The organism is Nostoc sp. CENA543 (assembly GCF_002896875.1).
GTDB lineage: Bacteria > Cyanobacteriota > Cyanobacteriia > Cyanobacteriales > Nostocaceae > Trichormus.
Window position 1 is genome coordinate 19,373 of the sequence record NZ_CP023280.1, and the last position, 24,633, is coordinate 44,005.

Consider the following 24,633-nt stretch of genomic DNA (forward strand, 5'->3'; position numbering starts at 1 on the left):
AATAGCGAGTTACCTTTGAAACTGTAAGTCTTTGAACACACACCAAGCTAAAGATTTTCATATTTAGATTCACATAACCTAACTGATGCCATTAGGCGAAAAGTATTAATCTCAACATTAGTGTGATTTATGAACAACATTATTAATCTGGTGTTTCCTGTACAGGGAACTAAACTTCATGCTGATCATAACCATAGACTCTTAGGGAGTATTTCAGAAAAGATTCCTCAATTACATAATCTTGAAGGATTAGCAATTAATACAATTTCAGGTATTCCAGATAAACAAGGAACAATAGCTTTAACTTCTAGTTCACGGCTTTATTTACGACTTCCTGTAGAAGCGATCGCCCTAGTTTATCCCCTAGTTGGACAAACTTTAACGATTGGAGAATATCAAATTAAACTGGGAAATCCTGAATTACAAACCCTGCAAAGTTGTGAATCTTTAAAAGCCAGGTTAGTTACCATTAAAGGTTATACCGAACCTATGTCCTTTTTAGAGGCAGCTAATCGGCAGTTACAGGCTTTAGAAATTCAAGCAAATATTGGTATTCCTGCTAATGAAGAAGGAGAACCTAAGCGTTTAACCCTTAAAATCAATAAACCTGATCAAAAAAGAAGCTATACCATTGTAGGTTTTAGTGTGGTGGTTTCTGATTTAACAGAAGAAGATTCGATTAAGTTACAAATTCATGGTTTAGGAGGAAAACGCCGTTTGGGATGTGGTGTTTTCTATCCCAATATTCAAGTTAAAAAAGGTTATCAGAGAAGGAAGCATGATGCCAGAGAAGTTATTAGCTAAGGGATTAACCTATGGAGAATTAACACTCGAACAACATCTAATTGACACAGAAAAAGCAGCTTTGTCCGTATTCAAAGATAGAATACTTAGGAATTGGTGTCGTTTTTTTAAAGTTCGAGATTCTGATAGGTTTCTGCTTCATCTTCGTATAGCAGCTTTATTTCATGATATTGGTAAAGCAAATACTGATTTTCAGATTGCAGTACACAGACAATCTAAACAAGCTTTACGTCATGAGTGGATTAGTGCTTTCATTCTCCATCTTCCCGCAGTTCGTCAATGGTTACAATCAAGCAAATTTGATTTAGATTTAGAAATTATTACTGCTGCTGTTTTATGTCATCATTTGCAAGCATCTAAAAGTGAGTGGGGTAATGACAGAACTGGTTCACCAGAAAAACAAATTAAAATTTATTTACATCACCCAGAAATTACCAGAATTTTAACTAAAATTAGTCAAATAGCAGAAATTGATGGACTACCTGAATTTCCTCAAGCATCTCAACAATGGATAAAAAAGAATGGTAATTATCCATTTTGGTCAGAGATTTTAGTCAATGCTAATCGCATGGGTGGTAAATTTTCTCGTGAGGTAAAAAGACCAGGTAATGAAATTCGTCTTGGTTTACTGTTAGCAGTAAAATCTGGATTAATTGCTGCTGATTCTGTAGCATCGGCAATGTTTCGAGTTAGAGATTTAGAAAGTTCAGAAAATTGGAAAACTGAAAATCAAAAAGCTATTGAAAAATGGCTCAGTCAGACTTTACATCAAGATCCGATTACAGAACAAGAAATTTACGACAAAATTCTCCAACCTCGTTATCAACAAATTGGTATTACTGAAGATAAATTAAGAGATTTTCAGAAAAAAGCAATAGATTTACCTTCAAGGTTATTACTTTTGAGTGGGTGTGGCTCAGGTAAAACTATCTTTGCTTATAAATGGCAACAAGGTGTTGTGAAACATCAACAAGTAGGTCGGGTTATTTTTCTATATCCCACAAGGGGAACAGCTACAGAAGGCTTTAAGGATTATGTGTCATGGTCTCCTGAAGCTGAAGCTAGTCTGTTAACAGGAACAGCAGCTTATGAAATTCAAGATATGCAGCAAAACCCATCAGAATCTATCAAAGATAAGAATTTTGCTACAGATGAGCGTCTTTATGCTTTGGGATTTTGGGGTAAGCGTTTTTTCTCAGCAACGGTAGATCAATTTTTATCCTTTCTTACTCACAATTACAGTGGGATGTGTTTATTACCAATTCTGGCAGATTCAGTTTTAGTTATTGATGAAATTCATAGCTTTTCTAGAAAAATGTTTGATAATCTCATCAGTTTTTTAGAACGTTTTGATATTCCTGTACTTTGCATGACAGCAACATTACCCCCATCTCGACAGAAAGAGATTACTGAGAAGTTATCTCAAAATCAACGGTTATTTATGTATCCAAAAGTACAAGATCGTTCTCAACTAGAAGATTTACAAAACACTGAGGAAAAACCAAGATATATCATTAATTCCACTAATTATGATACTGCTTATAGTCAGGCGATCACCTCTTTTCAGGAAGGTGAAGGTAAACGAGTTCTTTGGGTGGTTAATACAGTTGATCGTTGTCGAAAGATAGCTAATAAACTGGAAGCAGAATTAAAAGTTGAAGTTTTAACTTATCATAGTCGTTTTTTACTTAAAGATCGTAAAGAAAGACATAAGGAAACAGTTGCAGCTTTTCAGGGAGATAAAAAACGAGCTATTGCAGTTACTACTCAAGTTTGTGAAATGTCTTTAGATTTGGATGCAGATGTATTGATTACAGAACTTGCACCAATTTCTTCATTAGTGCAAAGATTTGGCAGATGTAACCGTTCCTCTAATCGTAAACCAGAAGAACGTGGATATATTTGGGTTTATGAACCTCATAATGATAAAAATCCAGAAAAAATTGCTTACGCTCCCTATGACGAAAAAGAAATTATCAGCGCACAAGGATTTTTAGCCGAAGTATTAGGAGAAGTGAGTCAATACAAATTAGCAGAAAAACTGCAAGAACACGCCAGAAAAGAGCGAAATGCTGATCAGGATAGTCCTTTTATTAATGGAGGATATTGGGCAACTTCTGAACCTTTTAGAGAAGATGATAATTATTCTGTTAGTGCTGTTCTCGATGGGGAATATTTAACAAGATTTCTTGAACTACGGAAAGAAAAAGACTCTGAATCTGAAGGATATACTATTTCTGTTCCTAAAAGATATGCTGGTTTCAAATCTGAAGATCGTCCACCTGATTTACCTAAATATTTAGGAATTGCCAAAAGTGAATTTTATTGTCCCAAGCGAGGATTTGGAGAATGAATATTAAACTATCCTATACACTAGCAGAATTGCCATCTGCTCAACATCGTGCAGGGTTAGCAGGTTTAGTTTTGATGGTTAGAGAAGTACATCATCAAGAGTTATTAGATAATTATCAAGATGCTATTCTTGAATTTTTATCTGCACCTGATGAGTATGGAATAACATTAGAATTTAACTTGGAAGGATTAAAAACTTTATTTGATTTAACCTATCAGGCATTTAATGAACCTCGCAAAACAACAACTAAAATTAGTCAGTATGATAGGATTGAAGAAGAAAAGATAATTGAAAAAGGAAAAGAAAAAATTAAACAATGGTATCATTATTCTGTAGTTGTTCCTCAAGGAGCATTTTTACCCTATTGGGATAATTCCAGTAATGATGAAAATAATGGTTTCTGGATTAAGTTGTGGCGAAATATGATGTGGGATATTGTGCGAGATAAAGACGCATCTCGTACTCCCTTTAAAGAAAGAGTTTCTGAAGATCATAACTATTTTCAAGATACAGAAAAAATTTGGCAATCATTACAAAATCCTGATAAAAGTTCAGGGCAATCAGGGACTTATTACTTAGGTGCAACTGCATCAACTGCCGAAAATATCCCACAAAAAGATATTATTAAATATCAGTTTTTACTACATTTCGCACCTTTTACTTTTCAAGTTTATTGTCCTTCGATTTTAGATAAAGAAGGTAAACGAGATAATAGTAAAAAAAACTATGCTGTAACTATTCCAGATGTAGCTAATTTAAAAGATTTTTGTGATGAATTTCCAAATGTTTTACAACAATGTAGAAGTAACGAATCTGTTGGTTATCGTCCCCGTGAAGCATTGATTGACCTTCCCGAAGAAGGAGCATTAGATATATTAGGATTATTGCGAGAAAGAATTGCTCAAAATACAGGTTCTCAAACTCTGGAAGATTTAGTATTAGGAGTAGAAGTAATTCATGCTGAAAAAGCAGGAAATAATGTTAAATTTCACTCCATTAGTTATGTTGAGCCTATTGTGGGGAAAGTTGACAGATATAAGGAAATACAAAATCTTTATTGGTGTCCTTGGTTTCGCAAACAAAGGTTATTAAATTTAGTCAAATCTGAGTATGATTCAGAAGGTAATTTAATTGAAATTCCTGGATGGATTGGTTTTGATGACCTTCTCAGTCGTATCCCTCGCAGTTGGTTAGAGCATCCTTATTTTAGTCATGATGCTCGCAACTTATTTATTCATGAAATTTCTAATAAAGGAGACAAAATAATGGATAAAAAAAATCGCCCTTACCAAATAATTGTTCGAGATATTTGTTTTTTTTACGTTACTAATAAACTGAAAAATAAGTATCAAATTATCAAGACAGATAGGGATACTTATAAAAAGGATTCAGGTGAATCTATTAGCAAAAAAGAAGGTGATGAAAAAATTGAAAAAATTGTCAACGGGGCTTTTCTCTCTGTACGTTCTCGATCAGAAAAGCAAGATTTTATTGATTATTTCGTAGAAACCTTATATCCCTTTGTTAGTAAAGATGAATTTGCTTACTTTGCAACTCAACTATATGAGGCTACTGAAGAAATTCGAGCTTTAACCTTATTGGCTCTTTCTAGTCAGCTTCCTTTTAAACAAACAGTAGAAGAAAATACTTCGGAAACTGCTTAATTTATCTTACCTTTGATTCCATTAGGTGAAAATTAACTCAACAGAAATAGGAAATAATTAATCATGACTAAAAACCAAACTAAGCTCAATCTTTTCGCTACTGTTCTTACCTATCCTGCTCCTGCTGGTAATTATCGTGGTGAATCTGAAGAAAATAGAACAGTTTTACAAAAAATTGTTAAACAAGGTCAAAAATATGCGGTGATTAGCCCAGAATCCATACGCAATGCAATCAGAGAAAGTCTAATCTTACTAAATCAACCGAATAATCGTACTCGTTTACACAATGAAGATCAGTTAGCAGTTGAGTTTAAAGAATACCCTAATCCCGCCAAATATGCTGATGACTTTTTATTCGGTTACATGGTAGCACAAACGAATGATGTTAAAAAGATGAGGGAACAATCTTTACCACCTAAACGAGATAGTATTTTTCGTTGTAATATGGCAGTTGCTTTAAGTCCTTACAAATATGATGCTGTTTTTCATCAATCACCTTTGAATGCTGGTAAAAGTCCTTGGAAAAATGCCTCTACTTCTGCTTTACTGCATAGAGAAGTAACACATACAGCATTTCAATATCCTTTTGCTTTATCTCAAGGAGATTGTTTAGAAAAGCCAGATTGGGTAAGAGCTTTATTACAAGCGATCGCACAACTTAATGGTGTAGCTGGAGGACACGCTAGAGCGTATTATGAATTTGCACCTTGTTCTGTAGTTGCACGTTTAACTCCTAAATTAGTAGCAGGTTATAAAACCTATGGATTTGAAGAGGATGGTAGCTTTCCTGAATTAAATCGGTTATGTCAACGAAATTCTTCAGATTGCGATTTACCAGGAGATGAATTTTGGATTGGTGGTGAAATGGTGCGTCAGATGAATGAAGCTGAAATTTCTCGATTAACTAATGCGGGTGTTCACTTATTCAAAAATCCTGAACAATTATTTGATCAATTAGCAAATGAATTTTTAGGGGGGTAATGCTAGTGTTTCTGCTACTTGAAGCTCCTTTTGCCTCTTTTAGACCTTTTCAGTCTGGTTCATATCGTTCCACAACACCTGTACCATCTCCATCAACTATTTACGGTATTTTGCTAAATTTAGCAGGAATTGAACAAAGAACTGAAACTGATAAACCTATTACTTTAATTAGGGATGATTTACCGGACATAGAAATTGCTATTGGTGTTCCCCATTATCCCGAAAAACCTAAATCAGAAATTGCAGTTTTATCTCAACAACTTCATAATTATCCTGTCGGTGCATCAGGAAAAGAATTAGCAAAAAAAACCTATGGTAATAAATACTGGATTGCACCTGTGCGTAGAGAGGTGATTGTTAATCTAAAACTGATTGTAGGAGTAAAATCAGATAAATCTTTGTGCGATCGCATTGTTCAAGGACTGAATGGAGAACTCAATGAACCACGTTATGGACTTCCCTTTGCTGGGGATAATAACTTTTTCTTTGATAATATTCAAGTCCTAGAAAAACTTCCTTGTACAAGATGGTATTGTCCTTTAGAAGATAATACTCGTCCCAATAGAGGAATTTGCAGACTTACAACTTGGATTAATCGGGCAGATAACACAAAAACTCAAATTCGAGTCTTTTATCCATCAGATAATTTTGTACTTGAACCACCGGAATCTGCTTGGTCAAAGTTACCACATTAAGTTGATTTGAATAATAATATTTTTTGTGAGAAAATTCATATCAACATCACACCGAACCTTGAAAATTTAATAATCTTATCTTCAACTAGGAAACGTTTCTGCCTACTTCACCAACTAGATTAATAGCAAGGTAACACATAAGCAAACAAATGTACTACCATGCAAGCTATTGATCTAGAATTAGCATCTCTGATAAAACCAGTTTCAGATACTGTGCGCGTTTCTGCCCTTCATGCCCTAGCTTACTGTCCGCGTTTGTTTTACTTAGAAGAAGTCGAGGAACTTTACACCCAAGACGCAGCAGTATTTGCAGGACGCAGACTGCACGCTGAAATTGAAAAGCAAGAAGATGAGGAGTGGGAAGAACTTTTTCTCGAAAGCGAGGAACTAGGATTACGCGGTCGCCTTGATGCCCTTCGGACCCGCGACGGTCAGACAATTCCCTACGAACACAAACGCGGTCGCGCTCACCGAGATGAGAATAAACAACCTCAAGCCTGGGAGAGCGATCGCCTACAAATTTTGGCTTATGCTTTCCTCTTAGAATCAGCCTTGGGAATTACAGTTAAAGAAGGTCGCATTCGCTACCATGCTGATAATGTACTGATTCATGTACCATTAGATGATTCAGGACGAGCAGCAGTTAGAGAAGCAATTGAGCAAGCACGCATCCTCAGACAATCAACACACAGGCCACCAGTGACTGACAATGAACGATTATGCGCTCGTTGTTCTTTAGCTCCAGTCTGTTTACCAGAAGAAGCGCGACTTGCTCATAATAAGGAGTGGCAACCAATTCGCCTGTTTCCTGAAGATGATGAACGGCAAGTGATTCATATTTTAGAACCTGGAACATCAGTTGGTAGAACTGGAGAACAAATCAAAATTGCGCGCCGTAATCAACCTGTAGAGAAAGTTCCTGCTCGTCAGGTTGGGCAGCTAGTTTTGCACAGCTTTTCGCAAATCTCCACTCAAGCACTGCACTTTTGTGCTGACCAGGGTATAGGTGTGCATTTTATTTCAGGAGGTGGACGCTACCTTGGTAGTTTTGACAGCCGACAAGGTAGTATTCAACGCCGTATTCGTCAGTATGCGGCTCTTAGCTCACCTGATACCTGCCTAGAGTTAGCACGTAAACTGGTAGTTTGCCGTGGTCAGGGACAACGCAAATTCTTGATGCGAGGGACTAGGGGAAAAGCGGGGGGAGAGGAAGCTTTGCGTAAAGTGATCACCCAAATGAAAGCTGTACTCAAGCAAGTTCCCCAAGCAAAATCTTTAGAATCCTTATTAGGACTGGAAGGGAATCTTGCTGCCTTGTATTTTGGTGCGCTGCCGTGTTTGATTTCCAAAGAAGTCGCAACTGAATTGCACTTTAATGGTAGAAATCGCCGTCCGCCACTAGACCGATTCAATGCGATGCTGGGTTTTGGTTATGCCTTACTACTCAAAGATGTCATGAACGCCATCTTAACTGTTGGCTTAGAACCAGCCTTGGGTTTTTACCATCAGCCGCGATCGCAAGCTTCACCTCTAGCATTAGATTTGCTGGAAATATTTCGAGTGCCTTTGGTAGACATGACCGTGATGGCTTCAGTTAATCGGGGTCAATGGGATACCAAAGCAGATTTTGAAATTCGGGGAGAGCAGGTATGGTTGAGCGAAACTGGTCGTCGCAAATTCGTTGAGGTGTACGAGCGTCGCAAACAAGAAAGTTGGAAACATCCAGTCACTGGTTATTCCCTTACCTATCGACGTTTGTTTGAGTTGGAGGTTCGGCTACTAGAAAAAGAATGGATGGGTGAAGCTGGTTTGTTTGGTCAACTGATACTGCGATGAGGTCTAGCAATGGCAGAATACAAAAATTGTTACCTCATTTGTTATGACATTCGTGATCCAAAACGCTGGCGTAAAGCCTACAACTTACTCCAAGGCTATGGAGAAAGAATACAATATTCTATTTTTCGGTCTTGGTTGAGTATGCGATCGCGGGAGAAATTGCGCTGGGAACTAGAAAAGATACTAGCTCCAGAAGATAGTTTGCTTCTGATTCGCTTGTCTCATCAGTGCGTTGCTAGCATACCAGCTTACAACCGTCCTGGTGTTTGGTCGTCTCAAGAGGAGGCATACCGAATTGTTTGATGCAAGGATCTGCGAATGTGGAATACTCAAAAAGAAAAACACAAGCAAGAAACTTCCATTAAACCTACTTTTCAGGGTTTTTAGATAATTAATAGGTACTTGCATTTTCTTTTCAGGCTTTAAAAGCTAATTAAACCAAAGGTTTGAAGCTTGGCGACAATCCCTAAAAATGAGATTTGTTTAATAATTTGTCCACTCTGTTGTTTTCTAAAGCAAGGTGCTTGTAAAATCAAAACCAAGCTCTGCTTTAGTATAGGTTTCAGCCATCGCTCTGACCCAACCTTAGATGCCAGTAGGCGTTGTTCACCTACTTTTGCAATTTTGCAAGTTCAGATAACGATCTGACCCAACCTTAGATGCCAGTAGGCGTTGTTCACCAGATTGCAATGGTGCAGCCAATATCATCCGTAACTGACCCAACCTTAGATGCCAGTAGGCGTTGTTCACAGGTTGGAACCGTGAAAAACGTACTAGAGCGGGAACTGACCCAACCTTAGATGCCAGTAGGCGTTGTTCACGGGTTACGCTGGAACATTGCATCAACTGAACTGGCTGACCCAACCTTAGATGCCAGTAGGCGTTGTTCACAGCTTTGGCAACACGTTTAATCGCTTTTTTTCGACGCTGACCCAACCTTAGATGCCAGTAGGCGTTGTTCACAGTGTGAATTCTCCGCTTGTTGCTTGGCGGACAAAGCTGACCCAACCTTAGATGCCAGTAGGCGTTGTTCACAGTATTTGAAGGCGCGGTTTGAGGAGTGGAAAAATCCTGACCCAACCTTAGATGCCAGTAGGCGTTGTTCACGGATCAAGGAAGTCGAGGAAAGTACAGCCGCCCTACCTGACCCAACCTTAGATGCCAGTAGGCGTTGTTCACGCGGCTAGTGTTGCTGTAATCCTTTGAGTGTTTCCTGACCCAACCTTAGATGCCAGTAGGCGTTGTTCACAGACTTGTCCGCAACAAAAGAGCGTAAAACGACTACTTGTAGCGAACTGCAAACATAAATCGTCAAAACTGCAAACAAGGCAATTTTGAAACCACATTATCTGCAAATAAGAGGGGTCTCAAAACCACAATAATTGCAAATGAAACCACAATAACTGCAAACAAACCACAATAACTGCAAATGAAACCACATTAACTGCAAATAAGCCGTAACCCTTGCGGTGATTAGGATACAGAATTTATCACTGCAAAACTGTCCAAAAAATAAGAACTTTTACACCGAACATATATGTACGCTTTTCGTGGTTTAATTTGAACTAATACCGTTCGATTAAATCTATAAAGCTGTTTAAACCGACAGCCAGTTTGGCTATGGCTATTTATGCTTATCTGAGGGTCTCCAGCGACAAACAAGACGTACACAACCAACGACATGGCATTTTAGAATATGCCAACATCCACGCTTTGAGTCCCATCCAGTTTGTAGAGGACACAATTTCTGGGCGGGAGAAATGGTTAGAGCGAGGTGTAGGACAACTACTGAATCAAACAGCACAAGCAAAAGATATAGTCATTTTTTCAGAAGTTAGTCGGATGGCACGCTCCACCTTACAAGTATTAGAAATGCTGGAGTGTTGCGTGCGTCGAGGAATCAACGTCCATATCGCCAAACAAGGTATGGTACTGGATGACTCAATGCAAAGCCGAATTACAGCAACAGTTTTAGGCTTGGCAGCAGAAATCGAACGGGAATTGATTGTACTCAGAACAACCGAAGCACTAGCCAAACGAAAAGCTGAAGGAAAAACATTAGGACGACCCAAAGGACGACAATCTGCACATTTGAAACTGGACACAAGGGAAGCAGAAATTCGCAGTTATTTAGCCAAAGGAATCAGTAAACGCTCAATTGCCAAACTGGTCGATTGTTCACCTTCCACCCTCTACGATTGGTTGTCACGTAAACACCTCCACCCACGCCACGATAAATTGGTGGAGAAATCATAGGATGCCAAAGAAACAAATACCAATTGATGCAATCGTAGACCTTCGTCGCCGCTTAGACCAACTACCACCGCGCAGTCCATCTCGTCGGGTATTAGTTCAAGAAATAGCTCAACTGTATGGCATCTCTGAAGATACTGTGTATCGGACATTACGAGAAGGCAATGTTGTCCGTTCAGTACGCCGCGTTGATTGTGATGTACCGCGTGTAATTCCAAAAGCAACTCTTGAGCGATACTGCGAAATCATTGCTGCCATTAAAATACGTACATCTAACCGCAAAGGTCGTCATTTATCTACCGCACAAGCAATTCGCTTATTGGAAGAAGATGGCATCAACACACCAGATGGTCATGTCACCGTTCCAGTAGGTTTGCTCAAACCAACCACCGTCAATCGTTATCTCAACAAATGGGGTTACGACCGCGATACCCTCCTACGACAACCACCGGCGGTTCGCTTCCAGGCAGAATATAGCAATCAATGTTGGCATTTTGACCTCAGCCCATCAGACCTCAAGCACGTAAAAGCACCAGCATTCCTAGAACCGGGGCGGGGGCATCCCTTGTTAATGCTTTATAGTGTCGTCGATGACCGTAGTGGTGTGGCATACCAAGAATACCACGGTGTTTACGGTGAGGATGTGGAAGCAGCACTGCGGTTTATGTTTGCCGCCATGTCACCCAAAAAAGAGACTAACTTTCCCTTTCAAGGCATTCCCCAAATGCTGTACATGGACAATGGCCCCATTGCTAAGAGCTTAGTATTTCAAAAAGTTATGGGTTATTTAGGGATTGAAGTACGTACCCATTTACCGAATGGCAAGGATGGACGACGGGTGACGGCTCGTTCTAAGGGGAAGGTGGAACGACCCTTTCGCACGGTCAAAGAAATGCACGAAACCCTCTACCACTTGCATGAACCGGAGACCGAAGCCGAGGCGAACGCTTGGTTGATGAAGTTTTTGCTCCATTACAATAGCCGACCCCATCGCAGCGAACCTCATTCCCGGATGGAAGACTGGGTGAGCAATTTACCTATTAACGGCATCCGTCAAATGTGTACCTGGGAGCGTTTTTGTACATTTGCACGCTCACCCGAACGCCGTAAGGTAGGCATCGATGCTCGCGTTACGGTTGAGGGGGTGGCTTATGAGGTGGAGCCAGATTTGGCTGGAGAAACTGTGGTTCTATGGTGGGGCTTGTTTGACAACGAACTGTACGTAGAACACAAAGAACGTCGCTATGGGCCGTTTCTGCCTGTAGATGGCCCAATCCCCCTACATCGCTACCGTAGTTTCAAAAAAACACGTACCCAGAAACGGGCAGAGCGAATTGAATCTTTAGCTAAAGAGTTGTCTTTACCGAACTCTGTGATTGGTAAAGGCAATCAGCCAGAATTCGGGAGTAATACAACCCAATTGAAGATACAGCCTTTTGTTGACCCTAACCCATTTCAAGAACTGACATTCAGCACGGTGATTGCAGCAAAGTTGGCGATCGCCGATTATTTGGCACGCCCATTAGCCAAACTCACCTCAGAACAGATGGCTTATATTGATGCAGTTCTGGTGACTACTCTCAATAAGCAGGAGGTAATCAAACAAATTCGAGATTTCTTCCACCCCATTACAGGTACGAGCGATGTTGAGTGATGTCATGACTTATTTTGGTCTGAAACGTACCTTAGATCATGTGGGGTATTTTGAGACCCCTGAGCAGACAAATCTATTCAAAGAACTGAAACCCCAAATTAGGCAAGGTCGCTTGATTGCAATAACAGGTGTTGTTGGTTGTGGTAAAACAACGACTTTACAACGACTGCAATTGGAATTGTCTTCCGAAAAAGACATAATTATTTCTCGTTGCCTTGCGATTGACAAAGATAAGGTCAATGTTGGGGTTTTGATGAGTGCTTTGTTTTTGGATTTAAGCACAGAAAAAGATGCTAAACCACCGACTCACCCAGAACTCAGAGAACGAAAATTGTTAGCTTTGGTTCAAAAATGCCGTAAGCCTATAGTGCTTTTTGTCGATGAAGCTCATGACATTCATCACAGTACGTTAGTCAAAATTAAGCGTTTAATTGAATTGGTACGCCAGAATGGTTGCACTTTATCTGTAGTGTTGCTGGGTCATCCCAAGTTGAAAAATGATCTGCGCCGACCATCTTTGGAAGAGATTGGTGCTAGAACCAATATTTTTAGTTTAGAAGGTATTAGAGGACATCAAGTTGAGTATATAAAATGGCTATTGAGTGAGTGTATTTACGATGATTATCTACCTGAAGATTTGATTACCGATGAGGCTATTGAATTTTTGGCTCAACGACTGACGACTCCCTTGCAAATTGAACATTATTTGCAGAGGGCTTTTGAAGACGCTTATCAAGCAGCAACTAAGCCTGTCACCCGTGATATGGCTGAAGCGGTCTTGAACGTAGGACTTAACGATTTAGAACCCCGCTTAATACGGCATGGTTACAATGCTAAAGTTCTAGCTGAGTTATTAAATATACGAGTAAGTGAAGTAAATTCTTTTATACACGCTCAGTTACCTCCAGGTCGAACCCAAGATTTGAGAGACCAGATGTTAAAAATGGGAATTCCTTTGTATGCGTCAGAGGGAAATTAAATAAAACGAGAAATACCCCATATAGAATTTTTCGGTTCATTTATGTTCAGTTTATATCTAAATAAATGAACATATATGTTCGGTGTAAAAGTTCTTATTTTTTGGACAGTTTTGCAGTGATAAATTCTGTATCCTAATCACCGCAAGGGTTACGGCTTATTTGCAGTTAATGTGGTTTCATTTGCAGTTATTGTGGTTTGTTTGCAGTTATTGTGGTTTCATTTGCAATTATTGTGGTTTTGAGACCCCTCTTATTTGCAGATAATGTGGTTTCAAAATTGCCTTGTTTGCAGTTTTGACGATTTATGTTTGCAGTTCGCTACAAGTAGGCGTTGTTCACAAAGTATTCAGTCCCAGGCTGATATGCTTTCTTCTGCTGACCCAACCTTAGATGCCAGTAGGCGTTGTTCACGGATCGATTTTTTCAATTCCACTAGTAGTTTTACTGACCCAACCTTAGATGCCAGTAGGCGTTGTTCACACCAAGACGAAGAAAGATTACCAATCGCAGCAGGGGCTGACCCAACCTTAGATGCCAGTAGGCGTTGTTCACGCACTGCTGAAAAAATCAGAGAACTTGAAGTATACCTGACCCAACCTTAGATGCCAGTAGGCGTTGTTCACATAACAAGGAAGTAATGGAACATTTAGCTAATTTGCTGACCCAACCTTAGATGCCAGTAGGCGTTGTTCACAATTGTTATTCGGCGGGGCGGCTGGAGGTGGTAACTGACCCAACCTTAGATGCCAGTAGGCGTTGTTCACTAATTAAAGGCAGAATACTTTTTACTACCTTAGTCCTGACCCAACCTTAGATGCCAGTAGGCGTTGTTCACATTTTACATTGCTAATAATGCCATTGTGCATCATCTGACCCAACCTTAGATGCCAGTAGGCGTTGTTCACTTGAAGGGATTTTATACGTTGAGCAATCAGTAAATCTGACCCAACCTTAGATGCCAGTAGGCGTTGTTCACGTGATAAAATCTCCCCTCGCCACCTCAAATTAGTGGACTGACCCAACCTTAGATGCCAGTAGGCGTTGTTCACAACACGCTCCTGACACTGAGTCCGTGAACTACCCCGCCTGACCCAACCTTAGATGCCAGTAGGCGTTGTTCACATCTAAATTTTATTTAGGCGAATTGTGCGATCACTTTCTGACCCAACCTTAGATGCCAGTAGGCGTTGTTCACGTCCCAGCCTCCATGCGATCGCAAAGCGGGAGTTCTGACCCAACCTTAGATGCCAGTAGGCGTTGTTCACAGCTTATTCTGTGTGGTAATTTTGATAATTTCACTTCTGACCCAACCTTAGATGCCAGTAGGCGTTGTTCACATACCTGATATTGACCCTATGATGACACCGCTTGACTGACCCAACCTTAGATGCCAGTAGGCGTTGTTCACACGGTATACTGGTAAGCTTTGAACGTCAGTCAGCCTGACCCAACCTTAGATGCCAGTAGGCGTTGTTCACTGCTTGGTGTAATTTACATGGAAAATCAAAGTAACTGACCCAACCTTAGATGCCAGTAGGCGTTGTTCACGGAAATTCGCCAGGAATATCCTGATGGCTCAATAATTCTGACCCAACCTTAGATGCCAGTAGGCGTTGTTCACCTCTTGATAAAGGAATAAGGTTGAGTCTTTGGGGTCTGACCCAACCTTAGATGCCAGTAGGCGTTGTTCACTGCATCTTATATACAGTTTCTGTTTTACCCTTTTTCCCTGACCCAACCTTAGATGCCAGTAGGCGTTGTTCACGTGGGAGAAAAGCCTGTCCCTGGAGGTGATACTTCTGACCCAACCTTAGATGCCAGTAGGCGTTGTTCACTGATGTTATAATTAATACTCCTATAGGGGAATTGGTTCTGACCCAACCTTAGATGCCAGTAGGCGTTGTTCACCTAACGGGTGCGTGGCTAATCTCTACACACCTGGCTGACCCAACCTTAGATGCCAGTAGGCGTTGTTCACTGAAAGCTAGGAGTTTCGTTGTGATACACCCAGACGCTGACCCAACCTTAGATGCCAGTAGGCGTTGTTCACGAATTTCTGGATTTTCAAATGCTTTTTTAACTGGTTCTGACCCAACCTTAGATGCCAGTAGGCGTTGTTCACGTTAATTGTCCTGTGGGTGGCAGTGGTAGATTACGCTGACCCAACCTTAGATGCCAGTAGGCGTTGTTCACAGGTTGAGAAGCGGGAAGCAGCTATCAACGCCATCCTGACCCAACCTTAGATGCCAGTAGGCGTTGTTCACGATTAGCAAGGGGACTGTCAACGCTGAGGAATTGCGCTGACCCAACCTTAGATGCCAGTAGGCGTTGTTCACAATGATTTAATAAAACTTCTTTCAATACTCATTACTGACCCAACCTTAGATGCCAGTAGGCGTTGTTCACAATGATTTAATAAAACTTCTTTCAATACTCATTACTGACCCAACCTTAGATGCCAGTAGGCGTTGTTCACAGGTCAGGTTCATTTTGAACCTGAGCGATGACTTCTGACCCAACCTTAGATGCCAGTAGGCGTTGTTCACGCGTTGCTGTAGCCAGGGTCAATCTCTGGTTGTCTGCTGACCCAACCTTAGATGCCAGTAGGCGTTGTTCACATTCAGAAGTTCTGGGAGATTCTATCTGACCCAGTGCCTGACCCAACCTTAGATGCCAGTAGGCGTTGTTCACATTAAAGTCGGAAGAATTACAATTGATTTAGTGTTTCTGACCCAACCTTAGATGCCAGTAGGCGTTGTTCACTAAAAGTTCCATTTGCTCCTAGTGGTGTAGTGGTGACTGACCCAACCTTAGATGCCAGTAGGCGTTGTTCACTTCTCACAGTAATCTTACTGAAAGAGATTCGCAGACACTGACCCAACCTTAGATGCCAGTAGGCGTTGTTCACAGAATCCCCTTGCCACTGCCGGGAATGCCCACGATCTGACCCAACCTTAGATGCCAGTAGGTGTTGTTCACTTAAAAAGCTTGGCGATCGCATCTACGTTTCATACTGACCCAACCTTAGATGCCAGTAGGCGTTGTTCACTAGAAATTAAGCAAGCTACGCGTAGCATCTCGCTCCAGAAGCCATTAGTCGGCTATCACTCACTTTTCCTCTAAAAATCCTAATAACAAGCAATCGCTTTTACTTTACAATCAGTGAATTGCTATCAAATTTGATATCAAATGACTGACCAAAAGACCCCACCCAGTGAAATGATTCGTGTGCCTACTGCCCTAATTCCAGCAGTAAAAAAACTATCTAAACTACATCGTCAAGGTCATACAATCGCCTTGCTGCAAGAGTTAGAGGAATTAATCACCCAGTTTGATAGCAAAATTGATAGCGATATAGCCCCTAGTAGTTTTGCAGTGAAGCAACTAGAACAGAAGCTAGAAACCAAGCTCGACGCAATTACCAAAAAGCTGGAACTCATGGAGAGAGCGATGACTTCTGGTAGATACAGCAACAACAGACCGCGCAGACAAGTTTACTCGCATCAACAACCCCAAGTTCAACTGCTACCCAGAACAAATGAAAGTTTAGCCCAAAGACTCGGCGTTACTCCCCAAAGTCTGATTGTAGAAACAGAGAAATTAAGCCCCAAAGAATTTATCATTTGGTCACGTAACCGCGACCCCATGAGTACAGCTTGGGAATATCACCCCAATGACGGGCTGTACCATCCAGTGAAATAACTGCCAGTGTCCCCGCAATAGGGTTTAATGGAATGGCACTCCATTCAACATAAGAATCAGCAATGTTGAATCAAAGGCAGGAAGCAGAGGGCAGAGGGCAGAAGGATGTTGAATAATTCAACCACCTTGACTAACTCAGAACTCATTGACTTGTGGCTACACGGTAAAAGTGCCAATACAGTTGATGGGTATCGTCGTCATGCCGAACGGTTTTTTGCTCATACTAACAAACCTCTAGCAGATTGCACTCTGATGGACGTTCAACTGTGGGTGATGACACTTCATTGTTCTGATAATTCTAAACGGGTGGCAGTGGGGGCAATTAAAAGCCTGCTCTCATTTGCAAAAGAACTAGGGGTAATATCAGCAAATTTGGGCATACTGGTTAAGTCACCCAAGGCAAAGAATAGATTAGCAGAAAGAATTCTGACTCAAGAGGAAGTACAATTACTGATAAATTCCACTACCAATCCCCGCGACCATGCGATTATCCGTTTACTCTACTTTGCGGGTTTGCGGGTGTCGGAACTCTGTGGCTTAAAATGGCGCGACCTCAAAGCCCGTGGTGATGGGGGGCAGTTAACAGTATTTGGTAAAGGTGATAAAACTAGGACTGTGTTAGTGGGTGCGGGTATATGGCGGGAGATTAACTCTTTAAAGGGTTACGCCAAATATGATGACCCTGTATTTGTTTCAGCTAAAGGTGGTCATCTATGCCGTAGCATGATATTTCATATTGTGAAAAATGCTGCAACTCGTGCAGGCATTGAGGGGAATGTTAGCCCCCACTGGCTAAGACACAGCCACGCTAGTCATAGTTTAGATAGGGGTGCGCCTATACACCTGTTGCAAAAAACCTTGGGGCATAGTTCAGTTGCCATCACGGAAATGTATCTCCACGCTAGACCGACTGATAGTAGTGGGTTGTATTTACCTGATGATGATGAGTGATGTGGTGAGGGGCGATGGTCAAAGACCCGCCTTAAGAGCGATCTCCTCCACAACCGGAGCGTAGGCGATCGCTTTGCCAGAGGCATCACCTTCATTTTTATCTACTGACAGAATATCGTTACTTGAGCTTGTTTTGACTTTCCAAACATCCTCTAATACCAATTCGCAATGAGCTAAAGCCCCACTCCGTTGGTGCAGCCTCTTGTAGAGAAGACAGCAATAGACTCTGAGTTCCAAGGTTGGCATCTGTTGCGGAATTTCAGAAAACTGGCATAATTTTATACTTTATACTTCACATTGACTTTTTTAGTAGGTTTCTATACACTGACAGTCAAAGTTCCTGAACCATGAAAAATTAATAATACTTGGATCAAGTATTTCAATTTACTCTGATTCATTTGGCAAACTTATAGTTTTTTGTTGAATGATAAGCATCTGAGGGGGTCAGACAACGGCTGAAACCCTTATTCTTTCGTTGACCCCCTCAGATAGCTTGCTGAGTAAGCGTTTGAGGCTCATCAGAAAGTGGTTTGTTGACAGAGTTTATCAATTATTTGGCTGAAAAAATGACCCCCTCAGATTGACCTATATCAAACTCAATCGTGGCAAGGCTTCTGAACAGGTAGGGTTTTAATTCCTTTACCCCTCACGGGGATGGAAACAAATCAGCAATACGTATAAAAATCCATATTTACTTTCTCGTTTTAATTCCTTTACCCCTCACGGGGATGGAAACTGTTCGTGGGAATATTAGACGGTGTAGGCTCGATTGGAATGTTTTAATTCCTTTACCCCTCACGGGGATGGAAACTGTTGGGGAATCGACCTTGCCTAGTCTTTTCTCAAAGTTTTAATTCCTTTACCCCTCACGGGGATGGAAACACATTTTTTACAAGTGTGGATATTCGTGTTAAAATACTGAGTTTTAATTCCTTTACCCCTCACGGGGATGGAAACTGTAGCGGTATTGTTATTGCTGCTGGTCACAGTATTAGCAAGTTTTAATTCCTTTACCCCTCACGGGGATGGAAACGTTTACTTAGGTGTTTGTGGCATCTCGTGAAGCTTGATTGTTTTAATTCCTTTACCCCTCGCGGGGATGGAAACTTCAGCCCAGAGTTTCACATCATACTCATCGTGAAGGATGGGAAGTTCACCTCGAATCAGTTCACTCAAGGGCAGAAAAAGATCCCAGGGTGAAGCGTTGGCTAACCCTGTTTTGTCACTCTAGGCAGAGGAAAAGTAGAAATCAGGGTGAGTCAGGAAAATAAATATTGAACTGGTGAGGTGATAAATAATAGATTGAAGTTTAGAAAAACCCAAGGACAATTGGGGAATAGGAAAAACTGTTAACCAGGGATATATTAGGTTAAATAAAGTAAAAGGTTGAATTATTAAACGGAGATTGTTAAGAATGTTCTTCCAACCCTTTCCATCATCCCACCAAGGATGAACAGCAAATTTTGATGGAGATTCAGGCACAGAAAACTGCATTTGTTCAGAGTGAAGGCTAACCATTAAATAGCTACTACAAACAATCTCCCACCAGCGTTCAATATCCGCATAGTGAGTCAGACGATAATCTGCCCAACCTAATTCATTCTTACTTTGCTTCAAGCCATATTCAACCCATGTTCTTAACCCATAGAAATTCCCAACTTCCCTGGGTGTAATATCGGGATATTTAGTCATGACATACCAAGTAGAGTTTCCTGGCAACTTTTCAACGTCTGTGGTGATCTGCCAATATCTATGTTCGCTACGTTTTCCGTAAATTATTTCTCTAATATATCGATTTTCACTGTCGAGGTCAGAAAATACACGTTTAAATCTCTGCCACTCTAGATATTGAGTATGCTGTCGTGGAAGTAGCTTTACATCGTGGTTTGAGCGAATTGCCACTATATAGTTTAGATTCATTTCATCTAACACTGATACAAAATTAGTTCCGCTTTCTCCATACAAACTATCTGCCAATACTAAATTAAATTTAAAGCCTAGTGACTTGAGCTTTCTGATTAAATTAGCGGCTATTTGTGGCTTGGTTAGATACTTATCTTCTGGTTTTAATCTTTCACGCGGCTTGTATACTTCAAACAGCAGAGGAAAGGTCATTCCGCAGAATACACCGTATGCTGTAACCACTACAATTCCATTGTCAACCTTTCCTAAGTTTCCTATATATTGTCTTTTGACATAATCTGTTGATGAGCCTTTCTTTCTATCTCCAGTTTCGTCAATAATTAAAACTATTGGTCTACCTTTTATGATTTCTAAAATTAGTTCTAAACGTAAAGCTCTTAGCTTCTCTATTTCCCAAGGTGATTTAGTTAAGAAATGATGTAAGCCTTGCTGATTATCTAATCCTACAATTTTGGCTATTTCTGGTAATGTTTTCCGTTTTAGTTCGGAAATGCAACCTATATGCAGGTATTTAACCCTGATTTGTCACTTTCGCGGTAGTATAAGAACGTAAAAACTCTAGAACGTAAGCACAGAGAATGGTAGAGCCTCGTTCACCCGTGAAAACGATCAAATTCGTGGACGAATATTGCCAGTGGTATAAAAGTCTGTTTTCAGATGTTAGAAGCTTTGAAGCATTTAAATACCTGCATATAGGTTGCATTTCCGAACTAAAACGGAAAACATTACCAGAAATAGCCAAAATTGTAGGATTAGATAATCAGCAAGGCTTACATCATTTCTTAACTAAATCACCTTGGGAAATAGAGAAGCTAAGAGCTTTACGTTTAGAACTAATTTTAGAAATCATAAAAGGTAGACCAATCGTTTTAATTATTGACGAAACTGGAGATAGAAAGAAAGGCTCATCAACAGATTATGTCAAAAGACAATATATAGGAAACTTAGGAAAGGTTGACAATGGAATTGTAGTGGTTACAGCATACGGTGTATTCTGCGGAATGACCTTTCCTCTGCTGTTTGAAGTATACAAGCCGCGTGAAAGATTAAAACCAGAAGATAAGTATCTAACCAAGCCACAAATAGCCGCTAATTTAATCAGAAAGCTCAAGTCACTAGGCTTTAAATTTAATTTAGTATTGGCAGATAGTTTGTATGGAGAAAGCGGAACTAATTTTGTATCAGTGTTAGATGAAATGAATCTAAACTATATAGTGGCAATTCGCTCAAACCACGATGTAAAGCTACTTCCACGACAGCATACTCAATATCTAGAGTGGCAGAGATTTAAACGTGTATTTTCTGACCTCGACAGTGAAAATCGATATATTAGAGAAATAATTTACGGAAAACGTAGCGAACATAGATATTGGCAGATCACCACAGACGTTGAAAAGTTGCCAGGAAACTCTACTTGGTATGTCATGACTAAATATCCCGATATTACACCCAGGGAAGTTGGGAATTTCTATGGGTTAAGAACATGGGTTGAATATGGCTTGAAGCAAAGTAAGAATGAATTAGGTTGGGCAGATTATCGTCTGACTCACTATGCGGATATTGAACGCTGGTGGGAGATTGTTTGTAGTAGCTATTTAATGGTTAGCCTTCACTCTGAACAAATGCAGTTTTCTGTGCCTGAATCTCCATCAAAATTTGCTGTTCATCCTTGGTGGGATGATGGAAAGGGTTGGAAGAACATTCTTAACAATCTCCGTTTAATAATTCAACCTTTTACTTTATTTAACCTAATATATCCCTGGTTAACAGTTTTTCCTATTCCCCAATTGTCCTTGGGTTTTTCTAAACTTCAATCTATTATTTATCACCTCACCAGTTCAATATTTATTTTCCTGACTCACCCTGATTTCTACTTTTCCTCTGCCTAGAGTGACAAAACAGGGTTAAATGCTTCAAAGCTTCTAACATCTGAAAACAGTCTTTTATACCACTGGCAATATTCGTCCACGAATTTGATCGTTTTCACGGGTGAACGAGGCTCTACCATTCTCTGTGCTTACGTTCTAGAGTTTTTACGTTCTTATACTACCGCGAAAGTGACAAATCAGGGCTAAAGCTAGCAAGAAAGCTGATTAATACTGTAGAACAGGCAATTTCTTAGAGGAAAAAGGCGACACCTCCGGCAAGGCGATCGCCTTTTTGTGGGAAATTAATCAGAATATGGGGTCATCGTGGTTGGGGGCGGAATTATAGTGATATAGTCCTGCTACCCAACCACGATGACCCCAGAACAAAGAAATCTTAACAGTGTACCTGTGACTTGAATCATTAAATGAGCCAACTTGTGAACCATAAAATAAGCCACAAGTAACCCCAGATTAAGCTTTATAGCTACAACAGATATCAAACTTTGCATTAAATAATGAGCTAGAGTTGATTTTCTGCACCATAATATGAGCCTAAGTTTAAAAAACACTTGTGGGCAAAACTTCAAATAAGCAAACCTCAAATAACAGCACATTTTTCAACTTTTATTTCAAGATATGGTTCATAACGCTCTAATTATGATTCAGAACCATCGTTTTTATAGGAATTGAGTCTACCTATGATAATTCTGGTGGGCGATCGCTATCCTCTGGGTTCATTAAATAAAAATGATAATCAAACTAGGAGGTGTTGTGCGAGCATAGCTCGCACAACACCTCCTACCCCCCTATGTGATTATCATTATTAAAATGAACTCGTTATCACATAGTGAACCATAAAATGAAAACCTACTTTGCGAAGCATATCTTGAGATAAAAGCTCATTTAATGGTTCAAGTCACAGTACCCACAGTTTTAGCCGTGGGATTGGAACAAGGACACCGTAATTATTGCGCTGCGCGTCTCGAAATACATCTTTTTTTCAAGTGGGCTTGTATCCCACAAATAAACTTTTTTCTTCTCCTGTTAAGAGTCCCCTTTTTTCGTCAAAAATAGTCTTTCATTCCGCAAGCAAAAAACATAATTAGCGACCCCGTACACGTCTAATGTCTGGGTCTTGGTAATCCAAATTATTATGTAAAAATTCACGTAACTGTTTCAATCTCTCACTATCTTCTGGTGTGGGATTAAACATCACTATATTATCTGCTGTTCTCAAAATTTCTCTACTTCTATCTTGAGTAGTGATTATTATATCATCTCCAGTCTGAGCAAAATAGAAATTAGCTGATTCAAACTCGTTTTCATCCAGGAATTTTAGTAATTGCTTCACGGCAGAAACTGTCTCTAAAGCTTCTTGCTGAATTGATTCATTTTGGTTATAAGATATATCTTCTGTAGCATTTTGTAAAATCTCAGGATTTTCTACTTCTATTTCCTGCCAACAAGATACATCACTTTCGGTTAAACCTCTAGCTATTTCTGTTTGATTATTGTCTAAATTGACTTTAATTAGTTCTAATTTCTCATTTGCCCTCGACACAGAAAATGTATTTTGATTAATATTGAGGGTCAATTTATAATTTTCTCCTCTTATAACTTCAATTCCATTTTGGGGGCGGCTAATTTGTTGATAATTAATATTTTTTATTCCCGTAAAAAGTTTGTAGGCAACAGGAAGGATATTGGAAGAATACTCTAACTGTTGTTGTTGCAATTCTTGATAATTCCATTTATTGAGTTTTATTCCCAATGCCATATAAACAAATCTTTCCGCAAGAATCGCCATTTCTGTTGGGCCAATTCCTCCAGGTACTGGAGTAATATTCTGGGGAATATTATATGCACTACGGTCTACATCCCCTCGTGGTAAATCACCCTTGTTTTCTCCTGGTGTAAAACCACCATCAACTACCAATCGATGTTGAGGAAGTATATACGGTGTGGTCAAACCAGGTTTTCCTGTAATAGTTACTACAATATCCGCTTCTCTTGTTAAAGATTTATCATCGTTTTTTTCTAAAATAAAACATTCAATTTTTTGTTTTTGAAGGTAATTAACAATTCCTTGCCCAATAAAACCTCCACCTCCTACTACTGCCACATTTGAATTTATTTGTGAATAAGACTCTACAATTCTCACAATTCCTTCTGAAGTAGCAGGCACTTGAAATAAAGCATTTTGTTGTTTTCGTACACAATCAATATCTTTACTAGGAGATAGTAACTGAATTGATTCTTGAAGTTGATCAGGTACTGGATATTGGACTATAGCCGCAATTATATTTTCGTTGTCATTAATTGAATAAATCAGCCTTTGAAGTTCTGTAACAGGAGTATTGTAAGGTAGAATTATATAGTTACAAGTCACGCCAATAGTGTCAAATGTTTTTATTTTTTGTTCGGCTGACACTCTAGCTGCTTCATAACGAAGCTTGATTTGATTATCTTCATTTTCTCTCACTTCAAATCGAATAATTGCTATTTCTTTACCTTGCAATTGAAGTTTATATTTTTGACATTCATTTTTCAGATGCTCTTTAATTAGATTACCGTCAACTAACGTCATTTTTATTGTTTATCTTAGCCATTTTTTCTATTTCTTTAGTATCTCAAATACGAGGCTAAAACAATATTGCATTTTCTCTCTATCGTAATACCTCTAATTCTTTATTTACTATCCTAACTTTCTCTTGTTATATATCCAAGTGAACCTTGCTCATCAGAAAGGTATTTCTCAGTATATTGTCCAGTAAAATGGTAGTCACCATAAGTTATTTTAGATTCTGGATATTGCTGTTGAAACCATTGTACTGCTTCTTCTTCAGTATCAAATATTTGTTTAGCAACTTCTTCAGGAGGAAGTAACCAAACTTCTCTGTCTCTTGAACTGCATATATATTTTGGCATAGCTCATACTCCTAATTATTGAATTGTTTTTAAAACTATCT

The 24,633-nt window shown here is 39.7% G+C and carries 17 protein-coding genes and 3 CRISPR repeat arrays; of the genes, 13 read left to right on the plus strand and 4 right to left on the minus strand.

Going from position 1 to position 24,633, the window contains the following annotated elements:
• Positions 1 to 129 precede the first annotated feature (129 nt).
• The 12 genes from cas6 to CLI64_RS29930 all read left to right on the plus strand — a co-directional run bounded on the left by cas6 (position 130) and on the right by CLI64_RS29930 (position 17,873).
• A complete protein-coding gene (gene cas6, locus CLI64_RS29875) occupies positions 130 to 804 on the plus strand; it encodes a type I-MYXAN CRISPR-associated protein Cas6/Cmx6 (RefSeq protein WP_103140980.1) in 675 nt (224 codons plus the stop codon).
• Positions 779 to 3,157: a CRISPR-associated helicase Cas3' gene (gene cas3 / locus CLI64_RS29880; RefSeq protein WP_225977649.1), complete on the plus strand. Its 2,379-nt coding sequence runs from the start codon at positions 779 to 781 to the stop codon at positions 3,155 to 3,157. Before cas6 ends, cas3 begins: the two co-directional genes overlap by 26 nt.
• A complete protein-coding gene (gene cmx8, locus CLI64_RS29885) occupies positions 3,154 to 4,821 on the plus strand; it encodes a type I-MYXAN CRISPR-associated protein Cmx8 (protein ID WP_103140982.1) in 1,668 nt (555 codons plus the stop codon). The genes cas3 and cmx8 overlap by 4 nt, the downstream gene beginning before the upstream one ends.
• Before the next feature lie 63 nt (positions 4,822 to 4,884).
• A complete protein-coding gene (locus tag CLI64_RS29890; protein ID WP_103140983.1) occupies positions 4,885 to 5,802 on the plus strand; it encodes a type I-B CRISPR-associated protein Cas7/Cst2/DevR in 918 nt (305 codons plus the stop codon).
• Positions 5,802 to 6,497 (plus strand): type I-MYXAN CRISPR-associated protein Cas5/Cmx5/DevS, encoded by a 696-nt coding sequence (gene cas5, locus CLI64_RS29895; RefSeq protein WP_192881756.1) that lies wholly within the window; start codon positions 5,802 to 5,804, stop codon positions 6,495 to 6,497. The genes CLI64_RS29890 and cas5 overlap by 1 nt, the downstream gene beginning before the upstream one ends.
• Before the next feature lie 159 nt (positions 6,498 to 6,656).
• Entirely contained in the window at positions 6,657 to 8,333 is a 1,677-nt protein-coding gene (locus tag CLI64_RS29900; RefSeq protein ID WP_103140984.1) for a type I-MYXAN CRISPR-associated endonuclease Cas4/Cas1, read from the plus strand.
• Positions 8,334 to 8,342: 9 nt separating this feature from the next.
• The gene (gene cas2, locus CLI64_RS29905; RefSeq protein ID WP_103140985.1) at positions 8,343 to 8,636 is read left to right on the plus strand and encodes a CRISPR-associated endonuclease Cas2; all 294 of its coding nucleotides are present in this window, start codon (positions 8,343 to 8,345) and stop codon (positions 8,634 to 8,636) included.
• A gap of 271 nt (positions 8,637 to 8,907) precedes the next feature.
• A CRISPR array of direct repeats spans positions 8,908 to 9,582; the repeat unit is 36 nt; unit sequence CTGACCCAACCTTAGATGCCAGTAGGCGTTGTTCAC.
• 371 nt (positions 9,583 to 9,953) lie between these two features.
• The gene (locus tag CLI64_RS29910; RefSeq protein ID WP_103136866.1) at positions 9,954 to 10,589 is read left to right on the plus strand and encodes a recombinase family protein; all 636 of its coding nucleotides are present in this window, start codon (positions 9,954 to 9,956) and stop codon (positions 10,587 to 10,589) included.
• A 16-nt stretch (positions 10,590 to 10,605) separates the two neighbouring features.
• Complete coding sequence (locus tag CLI64_RS29915; RefSeq protein WP_103141014.1) at positions 10,606 to 12,240, plus strand: DDE-type integrase/transposase/recombinase; 1,635 nt, start codon at positions 10,606 to 10,608, stop codon at positions 12,238 to 12,240.
• Positions 12,230 to 13,219, plus strand: a complete 990-nt coding sequence (locus tag CLI64_RS29920) for an ExeA family protein (protein ID WP_103140986.1) — start codon at positions 12,230 to 12,232, stop codon at positions 13,217 to 13,219. The genes CLI64_RS29915 and CLI64_RS29920 overlap by 11 nt, the downstream gene beginning before the upstream one ends.
• Before the next feature lie 304 nt (positions 13,220 to 13,523).
• Positions 13,524 to 16,269: a CRISPR direct-repeat array (repeat unit 36 nt; unit sequence CTGACCCAACCTTAGATGCCAGTAGGCGTTGTTCAC).
• Positions 16,270 to 16,409: 140 nt separating this feature from the next.
• Complete coding sequence (locus CLI64_RS29925; protein ID WP_103140987.1) at positions 16,410 to 16,922, plus strand: hypothetical protein; 513 nt, start codon at positions 16,410 to 16,412, stop codon at positions 16,920 to 16,922.
• 105 nt (positions 16,923 to 17,027) lie between these two features.
• Positions 17,028 to 17,873 (plus strand): tyrosine-type recombinase/integrase, encoded by an 846-nt coding sequence (locus tag CLI64_RS29930; RefSeq protein ID WP_103140988.1) that lies wholly within the window; start codon positions 17,028 to 17,030, stop codon positions 17,871 to 17,873.
• A gap of 18 nt (positions 17,874 to 17,891) precedes the next feature.
• On the opposite strand, the gene CLI64_RS29935 is transcribed toward CLI64_RS29930, so the two are convergent.
• Positions 17,892 to 18,119 carry a hypothetical protein gene (locus tag CLI64_RS29935; RefSeq protein ID WP_103140989.1) on the minus strand — a complete coding sequence of 76 codons (228 nt, stop codon included), beginning with the start codon at positions 18,117 to 18,119 and terminating at the stop codon, positions 17,892 to 17,894.
• Between the two features lie 381 nt (positions 18,120 to 18,500).
• Positions 18,501 to 18,980: direct repeats of the CRISPR family, unit length 35 nt; unit sequence GTTTTAATTCCTTTACCCCTCACGGGGATGGAAAC.
• A gap of 120 nt (positions 18,981 to 19,100) precedes the next feature.
• Positions 19,101 to 20,318 carry an IS701 family transposase gene (locus CLI64_RS29940; protein ID WP_374703985.1) on the minus strand — a complete coding sequence of 406 codons (1,218 nt, stop codon included), beginning with the start codon at positions 20,316 to 20,318 and terminating at the stop codon, positions 19,101 to 19,103.
• Between the two features lie 56 nt (positions 20,319 to 20,374).
• Here CLI64_RS29940 and CLI64_RS29945 point away from each other — a divergent pair, with 56 nt between their 5' ends.
• Entirely contained in the window at positions 20,375 to 21,685 is a 1,311-nt protein-coding gene (locus CLI64_RS29945; RefSeq protein ID WP_103137405.1) for an IS701 family transposase, read from the plus strand.
• 1,081 nt (positions 21,686 to 22,766) lie between these two features.
• Here CLI64_RS29945 and CLI64_RS29950 read toward each other — a convergent pair.
• Both CLI64_RS29950 and CLI64_RS29955 read right to left on the minus strand, forming a co-directional pair.
• On the minus strand, positions 22,767 to 24,251 hold the full coding sequence (locus CLI64_RS29950) for a tetrahydrofolate dehydrogenase/cyclohydrolase catalytic domain-containing protein (protein ID WP_103140990.1): 1,485 nt from the start codon (positions 24,249 to 24,251) through the stop codon (positions 22,767 to 22,769).
• 113 nt (positions 24,252 to 24,364) lie between these two features.
• Complete coding sequence (locus tag CLI64_RS29955) at positions 24,365 to 24,592, minus strand: hypothetical protein (RefSeq protein ID WP_103140991.1); 228 nt, start codon at positions 24,590 to 24,592, stop codon at positions 24,365 to 24,367.
• Positions 24,593 to 24,633: the final 41 nt, after the last annotated feature.